We start from the raw sequence: 15,428 nt of genomic DNA, 5'->3' as shown, positions 1-15,428 counted from the left end.
GTGATTGCCGCCCGGCGCAGCGCAGATCAGCTGGCCGGGGCGGTACTGGAAATGCGGGAACGGATGCGTAGTGCCCGTGAATTTTCACACAGTGGCTTGTTTGACTTAAAGCAGGATCCCGGCGGCATCGTGGATATCGAGTTTCTGGTCCAGTTTTTGATTCTGCGCCATGGCAGCCGGCACGAACAACTGGGTCAGTGGACAGATGTGGTGCGCCAGTTAAATGCCCTGGCCCTTTGCGGCATTATTGGCGATCTCGACGCCCATGCCTTGAAACAGGCCTATTTGATTTACCGCTATTTTGTCCATCGCATGAATCTCCAGGAAAAAAGGGCTGTGCTGCCGGAAAACCGATTTGCCGAACTGCGCAGAAGGGTTGTGCGGATATGGCGGAAAGTCTTTGGGCAGTAAACAGAAAATTAAGGATTATCTGAGCAAGTAAAATCCGATGATATTGTCGTAGGAATGGGCTCTGGCGTAAGTGGCCCCCACGTCCAGGCCCTTGATATGCTGGATGACCACCTCTCGCTTGATCAGGGAATTGTTGGCATCATCGAGCCGGAATTCAACAGTGACCTGCTCGCCCACCTGGAACCGGGGTTGGACGTTTAATTTCATGCGGATACCGGTTCTGGAAATATCGGTGACAACCATGCTTCCCCAGTGCTGGGCGCTTTTAGACGCACTGTGGGCAGGGATATAGAGATAGGTGCCCCGCAGTTCGGTGGATTTGCGGTACTGTCTTCTTCTTTCCAGAAACACCGTAAAGGCATGGCCGCACGGGCATTTGGCCTTGAGCTTGATCATATTGTCCGCTTCGGCGTATCTCGACACATCCTTGATAATGGTTTTCTGGCATTCCGGGCAAGTAATGGCTGCGGTGTTGTCGCTGGCAATAAAGCTTTTGACGATCACATCTGGTATCCCCGTTGCTGTAGCCCCATGGATTTTCTCCTGAAACGGGTTTATTTTTGCCGGATTTTCATGGTAGGCATTGACTTGTAATGATTCATATATTAAATAAAAGAACTTTGTCAAGCCAAAATAAGGCTTTGGGATTATTCAGGGTTTGGTTTTTTGCAGACAGCAGGCGCCCCGGGGCCGCAATATCCGGGGATTCAGCCAATGGGAGATGAAAATGAAAAAAATTGAAGTAATTATAAAGCCCTTTAAACTCGATGATGTCAAGGAAGCCCTCACCGACATGGGCATCCAGGGCATGACCGTATCCGAAGTCAAGGGCTACGGTCGTCAGAAAGGGCACAAGGAGGTCTACAGAGGCGCGGAATACGCCGTGGACTTTGTTCCCAAGCTCAAGATTGAAATTGCAGTGGATGACGACATGGCCGAGCAGGTCATCGAAACCGTGCAAAAATCCGCCTATACCGGCAAAATTGGTGATGGCAAAATATTTGTGTTCTCAATGGAGGAAGCCGTTCGTATCCGCACCGGAGAGCGCGGCAGAAACGCCCTTTAACCCGCTAATGGTATTGCCGCGGATTTATGCCGTATTTGTGCACCTTGTAAGAGATTTTTCGCAGGGTGGTGCCCAGGGTTTGGGCGGCCTGGCTCATGTTGCCCCGGGTATGCTTTAGGGCATCCACAATCATTTCCATTTCCAGTTTTTCCACGGCTTCCTCCATGGTCTGGGACGGAAGCGTGCCCGATTCCTTGCCGGTCTGCAGGGTGGGCGGCAGGTGATAGCCGTGGATCACCTTGCCCTCGCAAAGCAGTACGGCCCGCTCGATGCAGTTTTCCAATTCCCGGACATTGCCGGGCCAGTGGTAGGCCATGAGCATGTCAATGGCCGGGGTGGAAAAGCGGACAATCTCCTTTGCGTTTTCCCGGGTGTATTTGTCCAGGAAAAAATCGGCCAGGGCCAGTATATCGGTTTTTCTCTCCCGCAGCGGGGGCATGTAGATGGGAAACACGTTGATCCGGTAATACAGGTCGCTTCGGAAATCGCCTTCAGCCACGGCTTCTTCCAGGTTTTTGTTGGTGGCCGCAACAATGCGCACGTCCACCCGGATGGTCCTGTTGCCCCCCACCCGCTCGATTTCCCGCTCCTGGAGCACCCGCAGCAGCTTGGCCTGGACTTCGCCGGTGATGGATCCGATTTCATCGAGAAACAGGGTCCCCTTGTGGGCCAGTTCGAATTTGCCCGCCTTTTGCTGAATGGCCCCGGTAAAGGCTCCTTTTTCATGGCCGAACAGTTCGCTTTCAATGAGGTTGGCGGGCAGGGCGGCACAGTTGACCTTCACAAAGGGATGGCTGGAGCGGCTACTGTTGTAGTGGATGGCATTGGCCACCAGTTCCTTGCCGGTTCCCGATTCTCCGCGGATGAGCACGGTGGCGTTGCTTCTGGCCACCTGGGAGATCATCTGGTAGACCTCGCGCATTTTGTTGCTGTTGCCCACGATGTTTTTGATCCGGTATTTTTTTTCCAGTTCCATCTGGAGCCGTTCGTTTTCGGCTTTCAGCTTTTCCTTTTCCCTGCGGATGCGCTCTAAATGAATGACCTGGGTGGCAATCATGGCCGCCACCACGGTGAGAATCTTTTCCCCCTCGGCCAGGGGGTATTCCGGATCATAAGGCAAATCCACACCCAGGGCCCCGATGACCTGCTGTTCTTTTTTAATGGGCACGCAGATAAATGACAGTTCTCGCTCGCCGGGTCCGCTTCTGGATTGGGTGCGGTTTAAAAAATCCGGGGATTCGCTGATTTTGGCGATGCTCACCGGCCGGCCGGATTCAATTACCTGGCCGGTCACCCCTTCTCCGAGTTTATAGATGCCCTTCTGCATGGCAGACCGGGAAATTCCGTGGGCTACCTCGATGCTGATTTCATCGCTTAAGGGGTTTAGGATGGTGATCATGCCCCGGGACATGTGCATGTTGCCCGAAAGGATGTCCAAAACCGTGTACAGGGCCTTTTTGAGGTCCGTATGGCGGTTTAGGGACTGGCTGATGTCGTAGAGCAGGGTGATTTCATCAATTTTTTTCATGGTCAGAATGCAGCGGTTTTTGGGGTTTGAGTGTTTTGTTGATGGTGCAGGACCCGGTTAATCATCCATGAAATCCGATACAGCGGTTTTCAGCTCCGCCAAACCGCTGGAAAAGAAGTGATCCGCCCCGGAAATCACCCGCAGTTCGGCTGCCGGGTTGATTCGGGGCAGCAGTTTTTCCACCAGTGCCGGCGGTGCAATTTCATCCTCGCTGCCGGTAATCGCCAGTTTCAGCCGGGAACATGGCCGCAGTCCGTCAAAATCCATCATGGCCGCAGGCGGGGCAATCATGAGCATTCTGCCCGGCGGCAGTTTCTCGCTGTCGGCATGGGCCAGTACCCATGCGCCAAAGGAATATCCGATCAAATGGATTGCGCGGGCGCCCCGGGCCCGCACATAATCGGCTGCGGCCAGCAGGTCTTTTTGCTCGCCGGCGCCCTGGTCATAGGCGCCCTGGCTTTGTCCTGCCCCTCGGAAGTTGAACCGAATCGTGGTCAGGTCCCGGGCCCGGCATAGAGCAGCGATTTCACAGATGACCATGTTGTCCATGTTGCCGCCGTACAACGGGTGAGGGTGGGCAAGGATTGCCGCCTTGTCATTGCCGGGAAAAAGGACGCCTTCCAGCTCAATTCCATCTGAGGCCGAAAAAAAGATTTTTTGTTCCATGGTCCGCTCACATTTCAATCCACTCATGGCCAAACATGTCCTTTTGCCACGGCTTGAGATCTGCAATGGCATCCAGGTCCTGCCAAGTGCGGGGCTGATCTTCGGCGATCTGTTTCAGCGCGTTTTTGTTGACAATCAGGTACGGGTCAATTTCCAGGGCTTCGGCTTTTTGCTGCCGCCACTGCTTTAGCTGTTTGATGCGGCGTGTCACAGCCGCAGGCACGGGTTTTGACCTCTGCTTCGGGTACCTGGGCCACTGCTTCGGGGAAAGTTTTATGGCGGAATCAACGGCCTGCAAAATGGCGGTGCCGTACATCTGGATCTGTTTGCGGCTCAACAGGCCGCTTTTTGTTAGCTGAGCGCTGTTTTTGGGCTTCTCCCGGGCCAGGGACAGAAGGCTCTGATTACCCAGGATTTTAAAAGCAGGCCGGTCTTTTTTCCGGGCGATTTCCATCCGGAAAGCCAGCAAGGCTTCAAGCACGGCCAGGCTTTTGGGGTCCAGGCGGCCGGCGCCCTTGATCCGGACAAAAAGCGGCGTGTCAGCATCCGGGGTTTCCGGCCGCACCCCGGCGATTTCTTCGCAATGCTGGCGCACCCATTCCATACGGCCCCGGTCTTTGAGCTCGGCTTTCATTTCCTGGTACAGGGTGACCAGGTAACGCACGTCATTTGCGGCATAGGCGATCATTTCATCGGGCAGGGGGCGCACGGACCAGTCCTTTTTCTGGAATTTCTTGTCCAGTTCCACATTAAAATGACGGGCCAGCACCGCTTCCAGGCTGGTGGCCCCATAGCCCAGAAACCGGGCAGCCAGCTCGGTGTCAAACAGGTTTGCCACTGTGATGTGAAAGTCCCGGTACAGGCATCGCATGTCATAATCCGCCCCGTGAAAAATTTTGACAATGCCGGGGTCGGCAAACAAGGGGGCCATGGCCGAAAGGTCCCTGACCGTCAGGGGGTCGATAATATAGCAGGCACCTGGGGTGCCCATCTGGATTAAGCAAGCCCTTTCCTCGAAATGGTGCATGCTGTCGGCTTCCAGGTCCACGGCCAGTGCCGGCTCTTCTGCCAGGCGCCCGGCCAGGGCGGATATCTGGTCTGCTGTGTTGATGTATGTAACCGGTGAAGATTCCATTTTGAACTGTAATGTACGGACTTGCCGATCCTTTCCGTGTGCTGACTTTTTTCTTGACCCTGTTATGCAGATTCATTACATAGGGCCTTAACGCGCGTGATTCCGAAGTTCCACCCCCTATATGAATGACCAAATGGACAGAGTCAATGATCAATATCACATTTCCGGATAAAACACAGCGGCAGTTTGAACCACCCGTGGACGGATATACAGTGGCTGCAGGCATTTCCGAGGGATTTGCCAGAAATTGCGTGGCCATGGAAGCAAACGGCCGGCTCATGGACATTTACAGCCAGGTGCAAGAAGATGCCAGTATCCGCTTTATCACGACAAAGGATCCGGAAGCGTTGGATATTCTGCGGCATACAGCCGCCCACATCATGGCCCAGGCCGTGCTCCGGCTTTACCCGGATGCCCAGCCCACCATCGGCCCGGTGGTGGAAGACGGGTTTTATTATGATTTTGACATGGAGCCCATCTCCGAGGAGGATTTTCCCAAAATCGAAGCCGAGATGAAACAGATCGTCAAGGAAAAGCTTCCGGTTCGACGGCAGGAGGTCACCCGGGACCAGGCCATTGAGCACTACCGCCATGAGCCGTATAAGCGCGAGCTGATCCAGGAACTGGAAGACGGCACCATTTCCTTTTACGTCCAGGGCGAGTTCACGGATTTGTGCCGAGGCCCGCATCTTCCGCATACCGGGTTTGTCAGGGCCTTTAAGCTGCTGCGGGTATCCGGGGCCTACTGGCGGGGGGATTCCGACCGCCCTCAGCTTCAGCGGATCTATGGAACCGCGTTTTTTGACAAAAAGGATTTAAAGCAGTACCTGATGTTTCTTGAAGAGGCCAGAAAACGGGATCACCGCAAAATCGGTGCGACCCTGGACCTGTTTTCCTTCCACGAAGAGGCCCCGGGAATGCCTTTTTTTCATGCAAACGGCATGGAGCTGTGGAATGCGCTTCTCGACTACTGGCGCCGGGAGCACCGGGCAGCCGGCTACGTGGAAACCAAAACCCCGATTATTCTTCACCGGAACCTGTGGGAGCAGAGCGGGCACTGGGAAAACTACCGGGAAAACATGTATACCCTGGTGGTGGATGAAACAGAGTCTGCCATCAAGCCCATGAATTGCCCCGGGGGCATGCTGTTGTTTAAGCAAAAGCGCCACTCCTATCGGGATCTGCCCATCAGGGCCGCAGAGATCGGCCTGGTGCACCGCCACGAGCTTTCCGGTGTGCTCTCCGGCCTGTTTCGGGTGCGGGCCTTTCACCAGGATGATGCCCACATTTTCATGACCCCGGAGATGATCGAGCCGGAAATCCTCGGGATTTTACAACTGGTGCGGCGCATGTATGCCACATTCGGGCTTGGTTTTCACCTGGAGCTGTCCACCCGACCGGAAAAATCCATTGGCACGGACGCCCAATGGGAGCAGGCCACCGGGGGGCTGACCGCCGCGCTGGATGCATACGGAGCTGATTACAAGATCAATGAGGGCGACGGGGCCTTTTACGGGCCCAAGATTGACATTCACATCAAGGACGCCATCGGCCGGACCTGGCAGTGCGGCACCATCCAGCTGGATATGTCTTTGCCCGAGCGCTTTGATCTGGCCTATGTGGGCCGGGACAATGAAAAACACCGGCCCGTGATGATCCACCGGGTGATTTTCGGATCAATCGAGCGGTTTTTGGGAATTTTGATCGAGCATTTTGCCGGAAAATTCCCCCTGTGGCTGGCCCCGGTCCAGGCGGTGATCCTGCCGATCAATGACAGCCTTGCCCCTTTTGCCAAAGAGATTTGCCAGCGGTTTTTTGCCGCCGGCCTGCGGGCATATGTGGATGACCGGACCGAAAGCCTCAACAAAAAGGTCAGGGAGGCCCAGCTGTCCAAAATTCCCCTGATCCTCACCGTGGGCGAAAAGGAGAAAAGCGCGGGCACCCTGGCGGTGCGCACCTTGGACGGGGCCGTACATCACGGCGCGCCGGTGGACGGTTTTATTTCAGCGGTCTGCGACAATGTCGCCCAACGCAGGCTCGACATGGAAGATCTGCTGTCGGGGTTGTAGGATTTTTGCAGAGTTGAAACAGCAAACCGGGAGCCTTTATTTGAAAAAAACTCCCGGTTTGATATTTGTGCTGATATTTTTTTGGTTTTTACGCGCCGTACATGGCCACGTTTTTCAGATCTTCTCCGAGATATTCCCGTTCATTTTCCCCGAGAACGCCCAGAGAAAGGCAGATCAGGGTCCACAGGTGAACTGTCTGCCAGGGATGGTGCCGGACTTCGCTCAAGTCATGGACCTGGGCGTGGCAGTTGTGGCACGGGGTAATGCAGTAATCCGCACCGGTGGCCAGAATCTGGTTGGCTTTTGTTTCACCGTATTTGCGGCGTTCCTCGGGATATCCGGACTGCAGAAACCCCCCGCCCCCGCCGCAGCAGAAGTTGTTGGAGCGGTTGGGGCTCATGTCAATGAAGTTTTCTTCGCCCACCACGTTTTTGACCACGTAGCGCAGGTCTTCTGCCACCGGGTCGCCAAAGGACTTGCGCACCAGCTGACACGGGTCCTGAACCGTGAATTTGACCCCAAGGTTCTTGTTCCAGTCGGGTGTCACTTTGAGCTTGCCCTCCCGGATCCACTGGGCGTAGAGCTGAATGATGCTCTGGATTTCAAAGTTGTGGGGAATGTTGAATTTGTTCAGTCCGGCCCGGACTGCGAAAAGTTCGTGCCCTCATTCGGTGTTGAGCCAGACCTTGCAGCCAAGGTCCTCCACAGCCTTGGCCTTGACCTCCACAATATGTTTCCAGGCCTCGTCATCGGCCAGGAACATGCAGTAGTTCTCAGCCGCCCAACCCTTGGTGCCGTAGGTCCAGTCCGCGCCCACCAGGTGCAGGATCTTCCATAGGGGCACCATCTCATCGGGCTCGGTTACAGGTTCGCGGGAGTTCTGGTTGAGAAAGTAATAGGCGCCCTGCTTGTTCACCGGCGCTTCCATGTCTTTGAATTCGGGCTGGGCTTCCCGGTATTCCTCGAGCACGTCCTCGACCACGAACTCAAAATCCTCCTCTGTGGCGCCCATGGCACTGCAGGTGTCATTGCGCAGGGCCATGTCGCAGGAGCCGAGGATGCCCTTTGGCCGCTGGTCCCGGGGCCAGCTCTGCCGGGCGTAAAACACCAGCTGCGGGATGTTGATTTGCATGGGACAGACGTAAATGCAGCGCTGGCACATTGTGCAGTGCCAGACCCAGGGGGTATCCTGAATTTCTTCATCCATGCCAAGGGCTGCCATGCGCAGAAACTTGCGCGCATCCATGCCGCCGATGCCCGTTGCCGGACATCCCGAGGCGCATGCGCCGCAGGTCAGGCACAGATCCAGGTTACCGCCTTCGGGCAGCAGGTCTTTGACCTTGTCGATAAAAGTGCTTGAGCGCTTTGTCCCAATCTTGATTGCTGGTTCTGCCATACAATAGCCTCCGTTGATGCCCGGTGCGGGCGCGGCTTTTGCCTGCGGGCCCGGGCATTGATTTATGATGATATCACATGCCGTATGCCGACAGTTGGTTGAAGGTTGACTTTGGTAGACTATAATCATTTGCAACCCAAAACAAAAGTCTTGGGTTGCAAAAATGAAACGAAATTTTTTCCTGCCACAAGCACCCCGGTAAAGTCAAGCACAATCGCAGGGTTGCATCAGGTATCTAAAATCCGGCTTTCTCGCATTGACATGGGTGCATCTGTGGCTTATGATAAATCCTTTTCAAGGGGGTAAAATGGGATTGAACCGATGGTGCAGGCGGATGCCGTGTTTGTGCCTGGTCATATGGCTTGTTTTCGCAGGGGCTGTTGCCGGCGCCCGGAACACGGCTTCAGACCGCCAACCGGGGGGAGAAATATTTTTGTACTTTGTTGATCCGGAGGCCGGCTATCTTGCAGGCGAACCCAGGAATATCGATTTTTTCGATGAGCGCAAGGACCCGGGCGAATTTTATACCCGGATTGTTGAAGAGCTGATCAGCGGGCCGAAAACCAGGCTTGAGGCTCCCCTGTCGGCGCAAACCGATGTGCGGGCGGTGTATGCCGGTGCTGCGGGCGTGGCTTACGTGGATTTGTCGGCAGAAGCGGCGGATCTGCACACAAAAGGCGTGCGCAGCGAACTGCTGAGCGTCTACAGCATTGTCAATACACTGATACTCAATTCCAACGGCATCCAGGCGGTCCAGATCCTGATAGAGGGCAGCCCGGTTCAAACCCTGGCCGGACACGTGGATATCCGTTTGCCGCTAAACGCGCAGATGTTGCTGGTGAGATGAAAAAAATCGGACAAATAAGAAATATCGGCATTATCGCCCATATTGATGCAGGCAAGACCACGGTCACCGAGCGGGTGCTGTTTTACACGGGCCGGTCTCACAAAATCGGCGAGGTCCACGACGGCGAAGCCGTGATGGACTGGATGCCCGATGAGCAGGAGCGGGGCATCACCATTACCTCAGCGGTGACCACCTGCCAGTGGGACAAATGCGACATCCAGATTATTGACACCCCGGGGCACGTGGATTTCACCATTGAGGTGGAGCGCTCACTGCGCGTGCTCGACGGGGCGGTTGGCGTGTTTTGCGCCGTGGGCGGCGTGGAGCCCCAGTCTGAAACCGTCTGGCATCAGGCAGACGATTATCTGGTGCCAAAGATCGCCTTTGTCAATAAGATGGACCGGGTGGGAGCGGATTATTTCCGGACCATCGATATGATGAAAGAACGCCTGCATGCCCGCCCCCTGGTGCTTCAACTGCCCGTTGGCAGCGAGGACGGGTTTCGGGGGGTTATTGATTTACTGCACATGCGCCAGATGGTCTGGGAGACCGGCGGGCCGGAAATGCCGTTTGTCACCGGCGAAATCGACCCGGATCTGCTGGAAACAGCCCAACAGTACCGCGAAAAACTCATCGAGACCGTGGCTGAAACCGACGATGCCATCATGGAGGCCTACCTGGAAGAAGCCGATATACCGGTTCAGAACCTGGTGGCCGCCATCCGGAAGGCCACCATCGGTCTGCACCTGGTGCCGGTGCTCTGCGGTTCGGCTTTGAAAAACAAGGGAATCCAGCCATTGCTCGATGCGGTGGTCAATTACCTGCCCAGCCCCCTGGAAGCTCCGCCCATTCAGGGCACAATGCCCGACACCGGGGAAAAAGTTGCCTTTGAGGCAAAGCCCAAGGGGCCCACGGTGGCCCTTATTTTCAAGGTTTCCATGATCGAGGGCCGAAAGCTGTCCTATGTGCGGGTTTATTCCGGCAGCATCAAGGCCGGCGCAGAGATCTACAATTCCATCCGGGAGAAATCGGAAAAAATTTCCCGGATTTTAAAGATGCATGCCAACAAGCGAGAGCGCTTAGACGAGGCCGGCCCGGGTGCCATTGTGGGCGTGGTGGGGCTAAAGGATTCCTCCACCGGCGAGACGCTCTGCGACAGGGACAATCCGGTCCTGCTGGAACAGATGAAATTCACCAAGCCGGTGATCTCCATTTCCATTGAGCCCAAAACCCATGATGATCAGGAAAAACTGCCCCAGGTGCTTGAAAAGCTCATGGCCGAAGATCCCACCCTGCATGTCAAACAGGACGAGGACACGGGCCAGACCCTTTTATCCGGCATGGGCGAACTGCACCTGGATGTGATTATCAGCCGGATGCGCCGGGAATATAAAACAAACGTCAATGTGGGCAAACCCCAGGTGGTCTATCGGGAAACCATCGCAAAGCAGGCATCCGGCCATGGTGTGTTTGACCGGGAGGTGGCCGGCCAGCGGCATTTTGCCGAAGTCGCGCTCACAGCCCGGCCCCTTTCCCGCGGCAGCGGGATGCGCTTTGCCGCAGAGGTTTCAGAGGATGTCATCCCGGCACAGTTTATCCCGGCGGTTGAAAAGGGCGTTCGCGAAGCCATGGAATACGGAGAGCTGATGGGATATCCGGTGGTGGACCTGGAGGTGAAGGTCACCGGCGGGGCGTTTCGCGAATCGCTGGGATCTTCTCTGGCCTATTCCGTTGCCGCCTCCATGGCCTGCCGGGAAGTGTTTGCCGCAGCTGATCCCTACCTGCTCGAACCCATTATGAACGTGGAGGTCTACGTTCCGGAATCCTTTATGGGAGAGGTGATCGGGGATTTAAATTCCCGGGGGGGCAAGATCGAATCCATTGCCGCAAAGGGCGACAACCAGATCATCACCGCCATCGCCCCCCTTTCAAAGATGTTTGGCTATACCACGGCCCTGCGCTCGGCCTCCCAGGGCAGAGGCACCTTTACCATGAAATTTTCCCATTTTGACCGGATGTAGACCGGGGCTCAAACACGCCGGCACCGGCCTTCCCGGAAAAGTAAAAATCCCGGGAAGGGCTGTTTTCGTCTGTTTCCTCCTTTTTTTCCGGCATTTTTTTTGTTTCTGCCAGTTCCTTGTGGATTTTTTCCGCAAGGGTTTCGCTTCCGGTTCTGTCCAGGGCCCGGTTAAAATGGAATCTCGCATTTTCCGCATCCCCGGTTTTCCGGTAATAGCGGCCCAGGTAATAATGGGCCTGATCCAGACGGTTTTGTTCCCCGTAGCAATTGCCCAGAAAGTAAAGTGTGCGTTCGTGATCCGGAAAATTCCGGTTGGTTTCTTTGAAGGCGGCAATGGCTTTATCAAAATCGCCCCGGCTCATGTGGCTGCGGCCCAGGTAAAATAGCCCGTCAGGGCCGTAGCGGGAAAGGTTGTCAATGCCGGTAAGGGTGTGGATGGCTTTTTCATGTTTGCCGGATAGAAAAAAGATCCGTCCCAGGTCAATGGCCATGAAAGGATCATCCGGCCGCCGGGCGACGGTTTTCTTTATGGCCTCCAGGGCGGATTCGGGCTGGCCGTTTTCGGCCAGAGCCAGGGCCAGGCCGTATAGGGCGGCCTGATCTTCAGGATCCCTTTCAAGCTGCTGGCGGAAGTGGTTGACAGCCCGGCCGGACTGGCCGTAAAGGGCTTTGAGCCGGGCGCGGGTGCGCTGGAATGCAAAGCTGTCAGAGGGTTTGTTCTCCGGATGGTGCATGAGCATGTTTTCCAGGTTGGTCAGGCGCTGACGGGTGGCAGGATGGGTTTTGAGATAAGTGGGGACCTGCTCTTCGCCGTACCATTCCCGATCACGGATTTTGCTCAGGGCTTCCCGGAGGCCGTAGAGGTCATAGTCCGCTTCGAGCAGATACCGGCGGCCCAGAAAATCGGCTTCCAGTTCGTTTTCCCGGGTATAGGCCAGAATCATGCTCTGGCCGGCGGCCATGGACCCGATGGAAAGGGCGCTGCCCACCGAGGAGGCCCCGCCCAGGCCAACGAGGATGCCGGCAATCATTCCGGCCATGGACAGCATCTGGCTTTTTTTGGATTTTTCGATCATGTCGGATATGTGCCGGGCCGAGACATGGGCGATTTCATGGGCCACGATTCCGGCCAGTTCGCTTTCGGTGTCCATGGTTTCAAACAGCCCGGAAAATATAAAGATATTTCCGGCCGGGCCGGCAAATGCATTGACCGTATCCTGGTTGATCACATGGAACTTGTAGTCAAAGGGCTGGGGCGGCAGGTTCTCCAGAATGCGCCCGCCCAGGTCATTGATATACTCGTGGATGATAAAATCATCGATTACATGGTAATGCTTGTGGATCGTTTCAAGGAATTCTTCCGCCAGTTCCTTTTCCTCCTTGACGGTCATGGCATCGGCTGTGGAGCCAGCGGGCCACAGCAGCAGGCATAATGTCAGCACTAAGGCGATGGCTTGCTCGATTCGTTTCATGGCTTGCTCCCGGATATATCTTCGGATTTCTCTTCTTGGGATCTGTATCCTTGATGGTTTCGTAAAAAGTAGGTTTTTAGATGGCGCCGTAAAAAGTTCAAGATCAAGGCTTGCGCGATTGCCGAAGAATGCAGCGTAGTTATCCGTACGTGAAATTCTGAGGAATCGCGCGTAACGCAGATATTGGACTTTTTACGGTGCCATCATTCTTGAATTTGCAAACAGTTTTTTTTATGATACAGAGATTTTATTATGGCACATATGATCTGCATTGCAAATCAAAAGGGAGGGGTGGGCAAAACTACCACCGCCATCAATCTGGCTGCCGCCCTGGCCCATGCCGGCAAAACCACTCTTCTCGTGGACTGTGATCCCCAGGCCAATGCCACCACGGGCCTGGGAATCGACAAAAGCGGACTGGAAAAGACCCTGTACCATGGTTTGATCGGCCATGCCGATGCCCAAGACATCATTGTTGAAAGCGGTGTGCCCCGGCTCTGGCTGATGCCGTCCCGGGTGGAGCTGATCGGTTTTGAGGTGGAAATGTTAGGCGATGCCTCACGGGAGCGGCTGCTTCAGCAGTTGCTTTCCCCGTGCAGTCAGGCATATGATTATATCCTGCTGGATTGTCCGCCTTCCTTGAGTCTGCTGACCGTCAACGCCATGACCGCCGCCCACGGGGTGCTGATTCCCCTGCAGAGCGAGTTTTACGCATTGGAAGGCCTGGGTCAGCTTCTGCAGACGGTCAAGCGGATCAAGCAGCGGATGAACCCGTCTTTGAAAATCGAGGGGATCCTGCTGACCCTTTTTGACAAGCGGACCAATCTTTCCGGACAGGTGGCCGAGGATGCGGAAAAATATTTCAAAGACATGGTCTATGATACACGGATTCCCAGGGCCGTGCGTCTGGCCGAGGCTCCCAGCTACGGCAAACCCATTCTTTCCTATGACCCGGCCTCGCCGGGGGCGGTGAGCTACAGTGCTCTGGCAAGGGAAATGCTCCGGAAGCACAATGCAGCCGGAACTTCGGGGCTGCAAAAGACCGCCAGCTGAAAAACGCTCATGAAAAGGGGGGACCATGAAAGCCGATGATGCCGGCGCAACCGAGAAAAAACACAAGCGCGGCCTTGGAAAAGGCCTGGATGCGCTGTTTCCGGATATCGAAATCGGGGATCAGAACCAGCAGCCGGATTATTTTCCATGTGATATCAATCGTATCTGTCCCAATCCCTTTCAGCCCCGCAGGCAGTTTCCCCGGGAGGAAATGGCCGAACTGGCCGAATCCGTGAAAATCCATGGCGTGCTTCAGCCTCTGCTGGTTCGGGAAGCCAAAAACGGCTATGAACTCATTGCCGGCGAACGCCGGCTTCGGGCAGCCAAGATGGCGGGCCTGTTTACCGTGCCGGTGGTGGTTCGGGGCATTGGTGATCAGCAGCTGCTGGCCCTGTCCATTATTGAAAACATCCAGCGGGCAGATCTAAATGCCATGGATGAAGCCGAAGCGTATCAGCGGCTGCTTGACGAGTTTGGCTTAACCCAGGAGCAGGTGGCCGGCCAGGTGGGCAAAAGCCGCTCGGCAGTGGCCAATTTTCTGCGGTTGAACCAGCTTGCCGACACGGTCAAGGAGCATGTGCGTACAGGGGATCTGAGCATGGGCCATGCACGGGCCCTTCTGGGCGCGGACAATCCGTCTTTGCAGCAAACCGCCTGCCGGACGGTGGTCTCGCGCAAGCTTTCTGTCCGGGAAACCGAAAAATTGGTTGGCCGGTTAAATACCCAGACCAGTGATCAACCACAGCCTGCGGCTTCCAGCGAGGAAATCCATTTTGCCGGTCTTGAAGAGGACCTGGGGCGCAGGTTCGGCACCCGGGTGAAAATCAAGCGGCGGGGTAAAAAAGGGCGCGTGGAGATCGAGTTCTATGATGACAATGATCTGGACCGCCTCCTGGCCTTGCTCAAAACCGACTAGACCGTGGCCCTGCATCTGATCATAGACGGTTACAACCTGATCCGCAGGTTTGACCGATTGCGCCGCGCCGAACATAAAAGTCTCGAACTCGGGCGCCGGGCCCTGATTGATGAGCTGGCCGCTTATAAGCGGGTTAAGGGCTACAAGATTACCGTGGTATTTGACGGCGGCCAAAACAATGAGCCTTTTGAGGCCAGGTCTGCTGATAAAGGAATACGGATCCGGTTTTCACGGCACGGGCAGACTGCGGATTCGGTGATCGTAAATATGGCCTGCCGCGATGCGCAAAAGGCCATGGTGGTTACCGCGGATCGTGAGCTGGCGGCCAAAGTGGCTGCAAAAAATGCAGTGCCTGTGGATCCGGGCGAGTTTGAGGAAAAAATGGAAATGGCAAGGCTGATGGAAGCCAAGGGGACCGGCGGCGAAGACGGGCACCGCCAGGGCTGGGTCCCGACCACCCGGAAAAAAGGGCCGGCCAGGCGCCTGCCCAAAAGCCGCCGCCGGCAGCTTCGAAAGGTGAAAAAATTATAGAATGAAAACCATCTGTGTCATAGACGGCCAGGGCGGCGGTATTGGTGCGGCCATCATCAAGCGGCTGCGTGCGTTGTTTGAAGAGGACGTGGAGATTGTGGCCCTTGGCACCAACGCCATTGCCACCGCCCAGATGCTCAAAGCCCGCGCCAATCGGGGCGCATCCGGAGAAAATGCCATTGTGCAGACCGTGGCCCCCGGAAAAACGCCGACGAAAAGTAGATAAACATCGTGTCTTGCCGATCGATGGGCAGGACCGAGCGGGCATGATGGAACTCTCCGCTGGCGCCCAACGAGCCTTTACCGTCGCCAACGTCC

General features: G+C 55.6%; 13 protein-coding genes and 2 pseudogenes. 9 read left to right on the top strand and 6 right to left on the bottom strand.

Annotated elements, in window-relative coordinates:
* A pseudogene (locus tag R6U41_RS11295) lies at positions 1–411 on the top strand (bifunctional [glutamate--ammonia ligase]-adenylyl-L-tyrosine phosphorylase/[glutamate--ammonia-ligase] adenylyltransferase); the annotation flags it as partial.
* Positions 412–426: 15 nt separating this feature from the next.
* On the opposite strand, the gene R6U41_RS11290 reads toward R6U41_RS11295, so the two are convergent.
* A complete protein-coding gene (locus R6U41_RS11290) occupies positions 427–915 on the bottom strand; it encodes a PilZ domain-containing protein (RefSeq protein ID WP_410269939.1) in 489 nt (162 codons plus the stop codon).
* A 223-nt stretch (positions 916–1,138) separates the two neighbouring features.
* Here R6U41_RS11290 and R6U41_RS11285 point away from each other — a divergent pair, with 223 nt between their 5' ends.
* On the top strand, positions 1,139–1,477 hold the full coding sequence (locus tag R6U41_RS11285; RefSeq protein ID WP_410269938.1) for a P-II family nitrogen regulator: 339 nt from the start codon (positions 1,139–1,141) through the stop codon (positions 1,475–1,477).
* 4 nt (positions 1,478–1,481) lie between these two features.
* On the opposite strand, the gene nifA is transcribed toward R6U41_RS11285, so the two are convergent.
* The 3 genes from nifA to R6U41_RS11270 are packed head-to-tail and all read right to left on the bottom strand — an operon-like array spanning position 1,482 to position 4,806.
* Positions 1,482–3,005 carry a nif-specific transcriptional activator NifA gene (gene nifA / locus R6U41_RS11280; RefSeq protein ID WP_410269937.1) on the bottom strand — a complete coding sequence of 508 codons (1,524 nt, stop codon included), beginning with the start codon at positions 3,003–3,005 and terminating at the stop codon, positions 1,482–1,484.
* 57 nt (positions 3,006–3,062) lie between these two features.
* A complete protein-coding gene (locus R6U41_RS11275) occupies positions 3,063–3,698 on the bottom strand; it encodes an alpha/beta hydrolase (RefSeq protein ID WP_410269936.1) in 636 nt (211 codons plus the stop codon).
* Positions 3,679–4,806, bottom strand: a complete 1,128-nt coding sequence (locus tag R6U41_RS11270; RefSeq protein ID WP_410269935.1) for a ribonuclease D — start codon at positions 4,804–4,806, stop codon at positions 3,679–3,681. Before R6U41_RS11270 ends, R6U41_RS11275 begins: the two co-directional genes overlap by 20 nt.
* 146 nt (positions 4,807–4,952) lie before the next feature.
* Between R6U41_RS11270 and thrS the strand changes: the two genes are divergently transcribed.
* Positions 4,953–6,875 carry a threonine--tRNA ligase gene (gene thrS / locus R6U41_RS11265; RefSeq protein WP_410269934.1) on the top strand — a complete coding sequence of 641 codons (1,923 nt, stop codon included), beginning with the start codon at positions 4,953–4,955 and terminating at the stop codon, positions 6,873–6,875.
* An 88-nt stretch (positions 6,876–6,963) separates the two neighbouring features.
* On the opposite strand, the gene R6U41_RS11260 is transcribed toward thrS, so the two are convergent.
* Entirely contained in the window at positions 6,964–8,271 is a 1,308-nt protein-coding gene (locus R6U41_RS11260; protein ID WP_410269933.1) for a (Fe-S)-binding protein, read from the bottom strand.
* Between the two features lie 307 nt (positions 8,272–8,578).
* Between R6U41_RS11260 and R6U41_RS11255 the strand changes: the two genes are divergently transcribed.
* Positions 8,579–9,118, top strand: coding sequence for a GerMN domain-containing protein (locus R6U41_RS11255; protein WP_410269932.1), 540 nt, complete (start codon positions 8,579–8,581; stop codon positions 9,116–9,118).
* Complete coding sequence (fusA, locus tag R6U41_RS11250) at positions 9,115–11,139, top strand: elongation factor G (RefSeq protein ID WP_410269931.1); 2,025 nt, start codon at positions 9,115–9,117, stop codon at positions 11,137–11,139. The genes R6U41_RS11255 and fusA overlap by 4 nt, the downstream gene beginning before the upstream one ends.
* On the opposite strand, the gene R6U41_RS11245 is transcribed toward fusA, so the two are convergent.
* Entirely contained in the window at positions 11,105–12,610 is a 1,506-nt protein-coding gene (locus R6U41_RS11245; RefSeq protein WP_410269930.1) for a M48 family metalloprotease, read from the bottom strand. The two genes, fusA and R6U41_RS11245, sit on opposite strands and share 35 nt — an antisense overlap.
* A gap of 252 nt (positions 12,611–12,862) precedes the next feature.
* Between R6U41_RS11245 and R6U41_RS11240 the strand changes: the two genes are divergently transcribed.
* The 4 genes and pseudogenes from R6U41_RS11240 to R6U41_RS11225 all read left to right on the top strand — a co-directional run.
* A complete protein-coding gene (locus tag R6U41_RS11240; RefSeq protein WP_410269929.1) occupies positions 12,863–13,663 on the top strand; it encodes a ParA family protein in 801 nt (266 codons plus the stop codon).
* Between the two features lie 25 nt (positions 13,664–13,688).
* A complete protein-coding gene (locus R6U41_RS11235; RefSeq protein ID WP_410269928.1) occupies positions 13,689–14,579 on the top strand; it encodes a ParB/RepB/Spo0J family partition protein in 891 nt (296 codons plus the stop codon).
* Between the two features lie 3 nt (positions 14,580–14,582).
* Positions 14,583–15,110 carry an NYN domain-containing protein gene (locus R6U41_RS11230; protein ID WP_410269927.1) on the top strand — a complete coding sequence of 176 codons (528 nt, stop codon included), beginning with the start codon at positions 14,583–14,585 and terminating at the stop codon, positions 15,108–15,110.
* Between the two features lies 1 nt (position 15,111).
* Positions 15,112–15,303: pseudogene (locus R6U41_RS11225) on the top strand (DUF3842 family protein); the annotation flags it as partial.
* Between the last annotated feature and the right edge of the window lie 125 nt (positions 15,304–15,428).

It is taken from the genome of Desulfosalsimonas sp., from assembly GCF_046483245.1.
Lineage (GTDB): Bacteria > Desulfobacterota > Desulfobacteria > Desulfobacterales > Desulfosalsimonadaceae > Desulfosalsimonas.
This window is presented reverse-complemented; position numbering and strand designations above follow the sequence as displayed.

What these genes read in the sequence shown, in the direction of transcription:
- R6U41_RS11245 (WP_410269930.1), bottom strand. Translation starts at nt 12,610, where the DNA reads ATGAAACGAATCGAGCAAGCCATCGCCTTAGTGCTGACATTATGCCTG.
- R6U41_RS11235 (WP_410269928.1), top strand. Translation starts at nt 13,689, where the DNA reads ATGAAAGCCGATGATGCCGGCGCAACCGAGAAAAAACACAAGCGCGGC.
- thrS (WP_410269934.1), top strand. Translation starts at nt 4,953, where the DNA reads ATGATCAATATCACATTTCCGGATAAAACACAGCGGCAGTTTGAACCA.
- nifA (WP_410269937.1), bottom strand. Translation starts at nt 3,005, where the DNA reads ATGAAAAAAATTGATGAAATCACCCTGCTCTACGACATCAGCCAGTCC.
- R6U41_RS11255 (WP_410269932.1), top strand. Translation starts at nt 8,579, where the DNA reads ATGGGATTGAACCGATGGTGCAGGCGGATGCCGTGTTTGTGCCTGGTC.
- R6U41_RS11240 (WP_410269929.1), top strand. Translation starts at nt 12,863, where the DNA reads ATGGCACATATGATCTGCATTGCAAATCAAAAGGGAGGGGTGGGCAAA.
- R6U41_RS11275 (WP_410269936.1), bottom strand. Translation starts at nt 3,698, where the DNA reads ATGAGTGGATTGAAATGTGAGCGGACCATGGAACAAAAAATCTTTTTT.
- R6U41_RS11285 (WP_410269938.1), top strand. Translation starts at nt 1,139, where the DNA reads ATGAAAAAAATTGAAGTAATTATAAAGCCCTTTAAACTCGATGATGTC.
- fusA (WP_410269931.1), top strand. Translation starts at nt 9,115, where the DNA reads ATGAAAAAAATCGGACAAATAAGAAATATCGGCATTATCGCCCATATT.
- R6U41_RS11270 (WP_410269935.1), bottom strand. Translation starts at nt 4,806, where the DNA reads ATGGAATCTTCACCGGTTACATACATCAACACAGCAGACCAGATATCC.